The sequence below is a fragment of the Magnetovibrio blakemorei genome (assembly GCF_001746755.1).
Classification (GTDB): Bacteria; Pseudomonadota; Alphaproteobacteria; order Rhodospirillales; family Magnetovibrionaceae; genus Magnetovibrio; species Magnetovibrio blakemorei.
Genome location: NZ_MCGG01000040.1, coordinates 1 through 9464, shown reverse-complemented (window position 1 = coordinate 9464; position 9464 = coordinate 1). Strand labels below are relative to the sequence as shown.

The following is a 9464-nucleotide window of genomic DNA, read 5'->3' as shown; positions in this document are numbered from 1 at the left end:
CATGGGCAAATATTCAGGTGCCTTCATCATAGACGAGCCAATGATTAGCATTGATACTGAATGGGACCTCGCACTGGTGGAAACTCTGATGCTTAAAGAAACTGCTAATACTAAAGCTTGTCCAAATCATGGGCACGGCAACTGATCATGAAAATTCTGATTTTTATAGATCACGACATCATCATTCGCCACTTTATCCATAGTAAAGTGTTTGAGACATTATCTGCATCCCATGATGTTAAATTTATATTTCCAGATGGTGACCAAAAGAGAGTTACGACAGATGTTGAGGCGCTTAAACTGGGCGGAAAGCATGCTTTCCTAGCCCCAAAGCAACCCCGTCTGAGACAATGGAAAAACCTCTTCGTTGCCGACACCCTTCGCTGGCGCTACGGCAAACAATTTTCTAGCCTGCGCACATTTAGAAGAGCCATGATAGGCCCTAAAGCCACGCTACTATTTTCGTTTTTAAGTCTTCCTGGCATTTACACAATATACAAATATATCACGTTAAATAAAATCAACGCGATTCCAAACAAAGAATTACAGGAACTCATAGATATTGAAAATCCAGATGTAATAATCCACCCATCAGTTCTTGATGGTGTTTTTATTAATGACCTCGTTATCACATGTCAGAATGAAAATATACCTCTTGTCGTAATCATGAATTCTTGGGATAACCCCAGCACAAAAAAATCTGTCATTGGCCTACCTGACTGGTTGTTAGTATGGGGTGAACAAACAAATATTCACGCTCAAAAGTTCATGAACATGCCAAGTGATCGCATAGTCAATTTTGGTGCAGCTCAATTTGATCTTTTTCGGCACCCTCCTCGCATTTCACGAGATGAGTTCTGCATACGTCACGACCTAGATCCAACTTCACAAATATTACTTTATGCAGGTTCCAGCAAAGAAACCAACGAATTCGAGCATTTGCGAAGCATTGATAATGCCATCGACTCAGGCATACTTGGTCACACCAAGGTCGTCTACCGTCCTCATCCATGGGGGGGGGGAGGGGAATGGCGGTGAACATCTACTTGATTACCCATGGAAGCACGTACGAATTGAAGAGAACATGCGAACCTATCTTGAGCAGGTAAGAGATGGAAAATCGGGTATTCATCTTGCTGATTACCGCCATACACATGACACGCTTTGTTGCATAGATGCCTTGGTATCCCCTCTTTCCACAATCCTCATTGAGGGTGCACTTCACGGCAAACCGGTTATGTGTTTTTTGCCAAATGACGAAAAGTCTGCCCGACATTTTAATCTTGTAGCACCCCTAACCCATTTTGATGACATGTTTTCCATGCCAGAGATCATTGTTGCTGACGGGCAATCTCAGCTTATCCCCAAACTATCTGAACTTATGGAGCATGTCGGGGATGAGGCGTTTCAATCCCAACTTAAACAAAAATGCTCATTTTTTGTAGAGCCTTTTGACAGTCCATATGGTGATCGGCTCGTCGCGTTTCTGGAAATGATAATCACTGACTTCAATTCACAGCTCCCCATGAACTCAGTCCGATATGAATGATAAACCCTCAATTTTATTCATCTATCCTGGAGCAGCGCGCCAGAGCCGCCTCATGGATATTGAGAATGGGCAGTCCCCCAAAGATTTCTTTTACGGGTATACTCACATCCGCGACTTAGGCTTTAAAGTCGCAATCGGCAATAGTCGCAAGGATCCTGTCGGGCCAATCAATCAGGTTATCCTCGCTTACGAACGTCTCCGCAATCGCCACATAAACTTTGGCATATCATCGGCACGAGTGATCGCGTTATCTGAGGAAATATCAAAATTTGATATAGCACTTAGCTTTAATGATTTCTTCAGCCTGTCTATGGGGCTATACCGCAGTCATATAAAAAATAACGCGCTTTTGTTTGGCGGGTTTCATGGTTTGTCAGACTTGCCAGAGCGTGTTCCCCCTGTATTGCGAGAATATGCCATGAGGCAGATTATCCGTGCCCTTAAGGGTCTCGATCATCTCTTGTTCTCAGGTGAAATTGACCGCGAAGTTGCCATTAAAATGTATAAAATCCCCCGGGAAAAAACATCATATTATCCATTTGGAGTCGATGCAGATTTCTGGCACCCTGCAAAATCTCCAATAAAGCATCATGGTATTTTATCTATCGGCAGTGATCCAAGTCGTGATTTCAAGACCCTCATCGACGCAGACGTTGAAAATAATATTCGCATCATCACCCGCCTGAATATTCATTCACCAGCGCACAAACCAAATATTGAAATTATTCGCGGTAGCCTATTCGGTTCCGAAATCACCGATATAATGTTGCGAGGACTTTACCAGCAAGCAAAGTTAGTGGTTGTTCCCCTAAATAATGTTTGGCAGCCGACAGGATGCAGCGTCACCCTTCAGGCCATGGCCTGCGGCAGGCCTGTTATAGTTTCGCAAATCAAAGGGTTGTGGGATACAAATATTTTGAAATCCGGAACGAACTGCTTGCTAGTTCCTCCTGGTGATGCTCAAGCCCTTAGCGTGGCCATACGCCGACTTGATAACGATGCGGACTTGCGCCAACGCATGGGCGAAGAGGCTCGACGGACAGTGGAGCGACACTTTACAATTGCGCGCATGAATACTGCTCTGGAAAATATTATTAGCGCCCAAGCCAAGAAGCTTTTATCCCCTCCCCCCTTGATTTTTGATGATCGTGTCTAATAACAATGCTTTTTAACTCACCAGAATTCTTATTAGTCTTTCTGCCAATAGTCTTAGTGGGATACTACGCACTATCTTTTAAGGTACATGCAAAACTTGGTGCGGGTTTTCTTGTTTTAACATCTTTATTTTTTTACGGTTGGTGGGAACCCGTCTACCTTCTGTTAATCATGGTGTCCATTCTTTTCAATTTTGTTATGGCCCGCGTTATTACTGCATGGCCCCGACCAAGCGCAGTTGCCAAACCCCTTTTGATTGTAAGCATCACTGCGAACCTGGGAACCCTTGCATTTTTCAAATACGCAAATTTTTTTATTGAATCATTCAGCGCCCTAAGCGGTCAGTCATTCAACAGCCTCACAATTATTCTTCCCTTGGCCATCTCTTTTTTTACATTCCAACAAATCGCCTTTTTGGTGGATGTCTATCGAAACCAAGCTAATGAAGCTGACCTTCTCACCTATTCTTTATTTGTGACTTTTTTCCCGCAACTAATCGCCGGCCCCATTGTTCACCACGGTGAAATGATGGGACAGTTCAAGAAGGCCGTTTCACGCGGGAAACCCCTTTGGGACAACTTAGCGGTTGGCCTTACAATCATTGCGATGGGGTTGTTCAAAAAGGTGATACTGGCAGAAAAAATGGCTTTCTGGTCAGATCGCGTGTTCAACACAGCGTATATGGGGGGCAGTCCGTCATTTATTGAAGCCTGGGTTGGAGTAATCTGCTTTACGTTTCAGATCTACTTTGATTTCTCAGGGTATTCAGACATTGCCATAGGGCTGGCGAGACTCTTTGGCATACGCCTGCCTTTAAATTTCGACTCTCCATACAAAGCAACCAACATTGTTGATTTCTGGAGACGCTGGCATATCACACTATCTAGGTTTTTACGTGACTATATATATTTTCCCTTAGGTGGAAACCGCAAGGGACGTATACGCCGCTATGTAAATTTAATGACCGTCATGGCCCTAGGGGGGCTATGGCATGGCGCTGGTTGGACTTTCATCATGTGGGGTGTACTGCATGGTTTATATCTTGCAATAAACCACTTGTGGTGGGCGGTAACTGGATCGAGAAAAAAATACGAAGACCGACGTACGGGGCAAATGTACCGCTGGTTTGGGCGTGCAGTCACACTCGCCGCCGTTGCCTTGTCATGGACCCTATTCCGTGCCAGCTCACTTGAATCAGCCTTAAATATGTATAAGGGATTGTTTACGTTGAACGGTGTAGTGCTTCCTCCTCACTACAAAACAATATTAGGATATTGGGCAGAAACGGCATCACAGATAGGCATACGCTTTGATGCTGTTCCAACGTATGGCGGAGGAATGCAAATTGTCTGGATTGTCGCTGTTCTGATAATTGTTTGGTTTTTTCCCAGCACACAAGAATTGATGCACAAATACGAGCCTGCATTAGACTTCGATGCATCCAGATCGCCAAAGGTCATGGGTATTCATTTTCCCGCATGGCGTCCATCTTTTATGCTTGGCATTTTATGTGGTGCTGTCGTCTTGTCACTCACAATTAAGTTACTACAAGGGCAAACCGGTGAGTTCATATACTTCCAATTCTAAGCGCTACTTTTACGGTTTCTCCCTGATATTCATAGTGGGAATTCTTCTTTTCGTGGTAGGCAGTGAGTTTATTGTCCGTACCATTGTTGCACCAAAAAATGAGTTCGATGCCGTGCGTGAGCGCCTACACTCAAGTCATTCCGCCTATGGTGCATTTGCAGATTCACGTGGTGCTAGTGGTTTACGTAGCAAAGAGGACTTCAGTAATTTCTCCATGGCTGGGGACAATCTTTCCACCATTATTGAAAAAGCGCGTTTTTTCGCAAATTCCAACGCAGCAAAAGGAATTATTATTCAGGCGGATCCCCACCACTTTGCAATTTATCGCCTAAATAGTGACCAGTCGGCCCTACGAAATGATCTCTTCAGGCCCGACACACCTTGGTTTCAATTTTTAAGGCCCTTTTACCGACAATACCTTCTCGAATACTGGAAAGCCTACATATTGAATTTAGCAAACCCCATCACCCAGGTTGCCGAAGATACCCAAGATCATTCAATAATCCGGCTAAGCGAACAACCACCTAACGAGATAGAGACAGCCGCATCCATACGCGCAGGACTTCAAGCACCTGTAAAAAATGTTATGCGTACACGGTTTGCAAATGCGTACGCTACGGCCATTCATGAATTCAAAAATAGTGGAATAGACGTCTGCATGGTTTCTTTCCCCGTCAGTTCTGCCTACCTAAAACTAAGTATCAGAGATCCTAATTACAGCCAAGCGTTGAAATATTATGCGGCTCTGGCTGATGAAATTGGTGTCAAATACGTTGACTTTTCATCTGCACTGGGTGACCGTTTGTTTGGTAATGCAGATCATCTAAATGAAGAGGGCGCACAAACTCTGACACATGCTATTCTTTATAATTGTTTTGGACTCAACCGATGAAAATTGCCATCGGCTATACAGTCGTCGAGGGTCCTTGGGGCGGAGGCAATCGTTTTGTAGCTGCACTTCGAGATGCACTTCTTAAATCAGGACATCTTGTTGTTCACGACCTACGCGCCCCCGACATAGACATCATCTTAATCATTGATCCCCGTACACGCATTCCCAACATCCCGTTTGGAGCGGGCAGCATCTTGCGCTATTTGGCATTTCGCAACCCAAAAGCCGTAGTCATCCACCGCATCAATGAATGTGATGAGCGCAAAAACACTCGAACTATCAATTTTCGTTTAAGACTCGCAAATTACGCTGCCGACCACACCGTTTTCGTCGGCTCATGGCTTGAAAACCTGAGCGTGTGGCGCAAGTGTGACGGACGTGGTAGTAGCGTCATTCTCAATGGCGCGGATCCGGACGTGTTCAACATGAATGGTCACAAACCATGGGACAGGTCAGGACCATTAAAGCTTGTTACACACCATTGGGGTGGTAACTGGATGAAAGGGTTCGATGTTTATCAAAAACTTGACCAAATGCTATCTGAACCAACATGGAGTGACCGTATCGCGTTCACCTACATCGGTAATGTACCGAAAGGATTTGCGTTCCAAAATACCACCCATCTCGCCCCCTTGGATGCATATCAGCTGGCCAATGAACTGCGTTCTCACCACGTTTATGTGACGGCATCGATCTTCGAGCCTGGTGGCAACCATCAAAACGAAGGAGCCCTATGTGGCCTCCCACTTTTGTACCGCGACTCGGGATGCATGCCAGAATACTGCAATGATTACGGTGTTATGTTCGATGGACCCGACAATATAGGTTACGCTATTAACCGCATGATGGATGAATACGATACGTGGTATGAACGCATCTCTTCATATCCCTGCACCATACAGAACACCGTTAACTCCTATTTGGAATGCATAAAAAGCCTTCACGGCACATGCGAAGAGGTGAGAAAAAGTCGTCACATCTGGCGCAATCCATTCTTATTTCTCCTTAATCAAATTCCGTTTTAATGTCAGGCTCAAACTATGCGCAAAGATTTTATGAGTATTGATGATAGCCACGGTGGCGACGAAACTACATTTATCGAAAAATATTGGACCGATATCTGGAATCGCCAAGGTGGCCCCAAAGCTGAAATCGGGAAAATTTCCAGCAAGGATGAGTACAAAGTTATCAAGCCTTTTTTTGATCAACTTCCCAAAGGCGCTCGGATTCTTGACGGCGGATGTGGTCTAGGAGATTGGACAGCATTTTTTACGCAAAAAGGGTTCGATTGCGTTGGCCTAGACCTTTCTCGTGAAACCGTTGCCAAACTTCACACTATTTTTCCCGATGTCATATTCAAGCCCGGTGATATCCGACACACCGAGTTCAATGATAATTCGTTAGATGCCTATTTTTCCTGGGGGGTGTTCGAGCATTTCGAAGATGGTATGCGGCCATGCATTGATGAAGCTTTGCGGATCCTCAAACCAGGTGGCTACCTTTTTATTTCGGTCCCATATGATAACCTCCGTCATGCATTACGCGCGGCAGGTGACTGGTCAGAACGAAAGGCAGCAAATCGTCATAACCGCCGTTTTTACCAGTGGCGTTTGACCAAGGGCGAGTTACGTGATGAACTGAGCGCGGGCGGATTTGACATTCACCAGGTAACGACCATTCACAAACGCCAAGGCGTTCTGCGTTTTTTGCACCACGAAGTTAAGCTCAGCTACAGTTGGTACTTTACTCGTGGACTAAGTTTGACCCTGGCACCCATTATTCCGGGTGGATTAATGGCGCACATGATTCTTGCCGTTGCGCAAAAACCGATGGACTCTTGAATTAAATTTATTTGGGGCTGCCCTAGACCGTAGCCTCATAACTTCTAGTCAAAATTCGCATTGAGGCGAGTTTCACACCAGCAAGAAAGTTCGGAGAGTTTTTATCATACCGCACGGCAATGCCCCGGAATTCCTTGATTTTTCTGAAGAACCGTTCTGCCAAATTGCGCGGTAGCCCCATTTGCTGAAAGCGAAGGTCTATTTTCGATTTCGTTTCGACGAAATGTTCGCCCCTGGGTAATACCCCCATTTTTAGGAGCCTCAATAAGTTTCGCCCTGAACAATGCCTAAGCCATTGATGTTTGGTATCGGATCATAAGTCGGGAAGTATCCGTTTTTACTATTTTGACTGTCTTTTCTGTCACGCTCATGATCCAGGCAAGCCAAAATGCCAGGGCGTTGAGGATCAGGCGCATGTTGTGGCCTGCGGCAACCAGCAGAGCGTTGATGGCGTCGCCAGTTTGGCCTTTTAGGAAGTTTCGATCAAGCCTGCCATCGGTTTTCATATGCCCGATGGTCGCCTCGATGGCCGATCTTCGTTTCAACTCACGCTTCATTTGGGGGCTCAATCCGCGCTTGTGTCCGGACAGCATGACCGAGGCCTCGCCCTCGTAATTATGGCCGCGATAGCCCCTATCGGCATAAATCCGCTCGGGATCGACACCAGTCATTTGCGCGGCCTGGGCGACGGTGTCGGACAGGGTATGTCCATCGTAAGGATTGCCTTCGAAGCTCTTTGCCGCCAGCACCAAGCCTTCACGATTGGTGGTGGCGATGCCAACCTTGGCGCCGAACTCGTATCGATATTGCCCAATCCAATCGTAACTCGTCAACCAGCGTTCTCTTCCGGGCGGGCCTTAAAGTTTTCGTTTGATAACGTCCTGCAGCATGGCTTTGTCTAAAGATAAATCTGCGACGATCTTCTTTAAACGAGCGTTCTCCTGCTCCAATTCGCGCAGACGCCGCATCTCGCTAGGCATTAAACCCGCATACTTCTTCTTCCAATTGAAATACGTCCCCTGGCTAATCCCGGCCTCTCGACAAATCTCCGCAACCGGTATGCCATCCTCGCCCTACTTGACGATGAATGCCCGTTGCGCATCCGTGAATCATGATGCTTTCATTCGGTCTTCGCTCCCTTCCCAGCAGGAAAATGAAAACGAAAAACTCTAACCTATTTCGAGGGCATTTGGGGGAAGCAGATCATTTACAACCGGGCTCTCTTAATTACTGGGGGAACTCGGGGCTCACGTCAGACCAAGTTTCATTGTGGATCAGGACTTCCCCTCATGAATGTTTAGAGCTAGATTCATTCAAGTTGATGAAATTTGCAGGTTCGTAAAAGCAAGGCCGGGCCAAAATTTAGCCAAAACATAGGAAATTCATGCATGAAATCAATCGTCAAACAAGAAATCAGCGACACCATTGATGTGCTCAGGAAACTAGCTCATGACGAAGCAATCTTGGTGGATATTTATTCAGTAGCAGAAACCTGTTTAAATGCACTAAAGCAAGGCAACAAGATTCTATTTGCTGGTAATGGTGGCAGTGCTGCCGATAGCCAGCATCTTGCTGCTGAACTGGTTAGCCGCTTCAATTATGACCGCCCAGGCCTAGCTGCTTTTGCCCTGACCACTGACACTTCCGCACTAACAGCCATCGGAAATGACTATGGTTATGAAAAATTATTTTCGCGACAGCTCGAAGCTGTGGGTAACAAAGGCGACATTTTCTTTGGCATCTCGACATCAGGCAATTCTCTAAATATTCTCAATGCCCTTAAAATTGCTCAATCTATTGGCATTTATACAGTTGGCCTCACCTGCGAAAGCGGCGGAAAAATGATGAATGTCTGTGATTGTTGCATTCGTATGCCGTCATCTCATACTCCTAAAATTCAAGAATGCCACATCGTTGTCGGCCATATCATATGCAACCTAATAGAACAGGGCATGTTCCCAAACCCTTAATCCAGCTACATGAGGTAGCCGCCAACGAAAGAAGTCTACACTCTCTAATCTTTGAGGATGCTTTTTTGATTTCAACCAGTAGGATTATTTCAATATACTCAAATTGCTAATTTTATGCCCAGACTGAGATAGTACTTGCTATTTCTATTCTGTGGTTATCAATGCTACCGCGCGAATACTGGGTTAGTAAACATGGCCACTTTTCACCTTGCCTATGGGCTCGACTGCAATACGATTGCATCGTTAGAAAGATTAAAAACACAATGTGCGGCATAGCAGGCCTTTTAATGCAAAATAACGGCCCCCGGAACCAGCATCTTGAGTCTTTAGCAGTGCGCATGAGTAATACACTTAAACACCGCGGCCCCGATGATCAAGGTGTATGGTGCGACGAAGACGCTGGTATTGCCCTTAGCCACCGCCGCCTTGCTATTATCGATTGCAGCCCTGCAGGGCATCAGCCCATGGTC

8 protein-coding genes and 4 pseudogenes are annotated in these 9464 nt (G+C 45.7%); 9 read left to right on the top strand and 3 right to left on the bottom strand.

The window, feature by feature from the left end:
* The first annotated feature begins 147 nt into the window (after positions 1-147).
* The 7 genes from BEN30_RS11660 to BEN30_RS11630 are packed head-to-tail and all read left to right on the top strand — an operon-like array spanning position 148 to position 7024.
* Positions 148-1038: a hypothetical protein gene (locus BEN30_RS11660; RefSeq protein ID WP_069958510.1), complete on the top strand. Its 891-nt coding sequence runs from the start codon at positions 148-150 to the stop codon at positions 1036-1038.
* A gap of 46 nt (positions 1039-1084) precedes the next feature.
* Positions 1085-1549 carry a hypothetical protein gene (locus BEN30_RS11655; protein WP_069958509.1) on the top strand — a complete coding sequence of 155 codons (465 nt, stop codon included), beginning with the start codon at positions 1085-1087 and terminating at the stop codon, positions 1547-1549.
* The gene (locus tag BEN30_RS11650) at positions 1542-2705 is read left to right on the top strand and encodes a glycosyltransferase family 4 protein (protein WP_069958508.1); all 1164 of its coding nucleotides are present in this window, start codon (positions 1542-1544) and stop codon (positions 2703-2705) included. The genes BEN30_RS11655 and BEN30_RS11650 overlap by 8 nt, the downstream gene beginning before the upstream one ends.
* A gap of 5 nt (positions 2706-2710) precedes the next feature.
* Positions 2711-4291 (top strand): MBOAT family O-acyltransferase, encoded by a 1581-nt coding sequence (locus BEN30_RS11645; RefSeq protein WP_069958507.1) that lies wholly within the window; start codon positions 2711-2713, stop codon positions 4289-4291.
* Positions 4266-5183: a hypothetical protein gene (locus tag BEN30_RS11640; RefSeq protein ID WP_139134999.1), complete on the top strand. Its 918-nt coding sequence runs from the start codon at positions 4266-4268 to the stop codon at positions 5181-5183. Before BEN30_RS11645 ends, BEN30_RS11640 begins: the two co-directional genes overlap by 26 nt.
* On the top strand, positions 5180-6208 hold the full coding sequence (locus tag BEN30_RS11635) for a glycosyltransferase (RefSeq protein WP_069958505.1): 1029 nt from the start codon (positions 5180-5182) through the stop codon (positions 6206-6208). The genes BEN30_RS11640 and BEN30_RS11635 overlap by 4 nt, the downstream gene beginning before the upstream one ends.
* A gap of 15 nt (positions 6209-6223) precedes the next feature.
* The gene (locus tag BEN30_RS11630) at positions 6224-7024 is read left to right on the top strand and encodes a class I SAM-dependent methyltransferase (RefSeq protein ID WP_069958504.1); all 801 of its coding nucleotides are present in this window, start codon (positions 6224-6226) and stop codon (positions 7022-7024) included.
* Between the two features lie 22 nt (positions 7025-7046).
* On the opposite strand, the pseudogene BEN30_RS18990 reads toward BEN30_RS11630, so the two are convergent.
* From BEN30_RS18990 to BEN30_RS11615, 3 pseudogenes are all read right to left on the bottom strand, one after another.
* A pseudogene (locus tag BEN30_RS18990) lies at positions 7047-7255 on the bottom strand (IS5/IS1182 family transposase); the annotation flags it as partial.
* A 56-nt stretch (positions 7256-7311) separates the two neighbouring features.
* A pseudogene (locus BEN30_RS11620) lies at positions 7312-7824 on the bottom strand (transposase); the annotation flags it as partial.
* A pseudogene (locus BEN30_RS11615) lies at positions 7820-8109 on the bottom strand (transposase); the annotation flags it as partial. The pseudogenes BEN30_RS11620 and BEN30_RS11615, both read right to left, overlap by 5 nt.
* Before the next feature lie 303 nt (positions 8110-8412).
* Here BEN30_RS11615 and BEN30_RS11610 point away from each other — a divergent pair.
* Both BEN30_RS11610 and BEN30_RS19220 read left to right on the top strand, forming a co-directional pair.
* Positions 8413-8994, top strand: coding sequence for a D-sedoheptulose-7-phosphate isomerase (locus tag BEN30_RS11610; RefSeq protein ID WP_069958299.1), 582 nt, complete (start codon positions 8413-8415; stop codon positions 8992-8994).
* 161 nt (positions 8995-9155) lie between these two features.
* Positions 9156-9464: pseudogene (locus BEN30_RS19220) on the top strand (hypothetical protein); the annotation flags it as partial.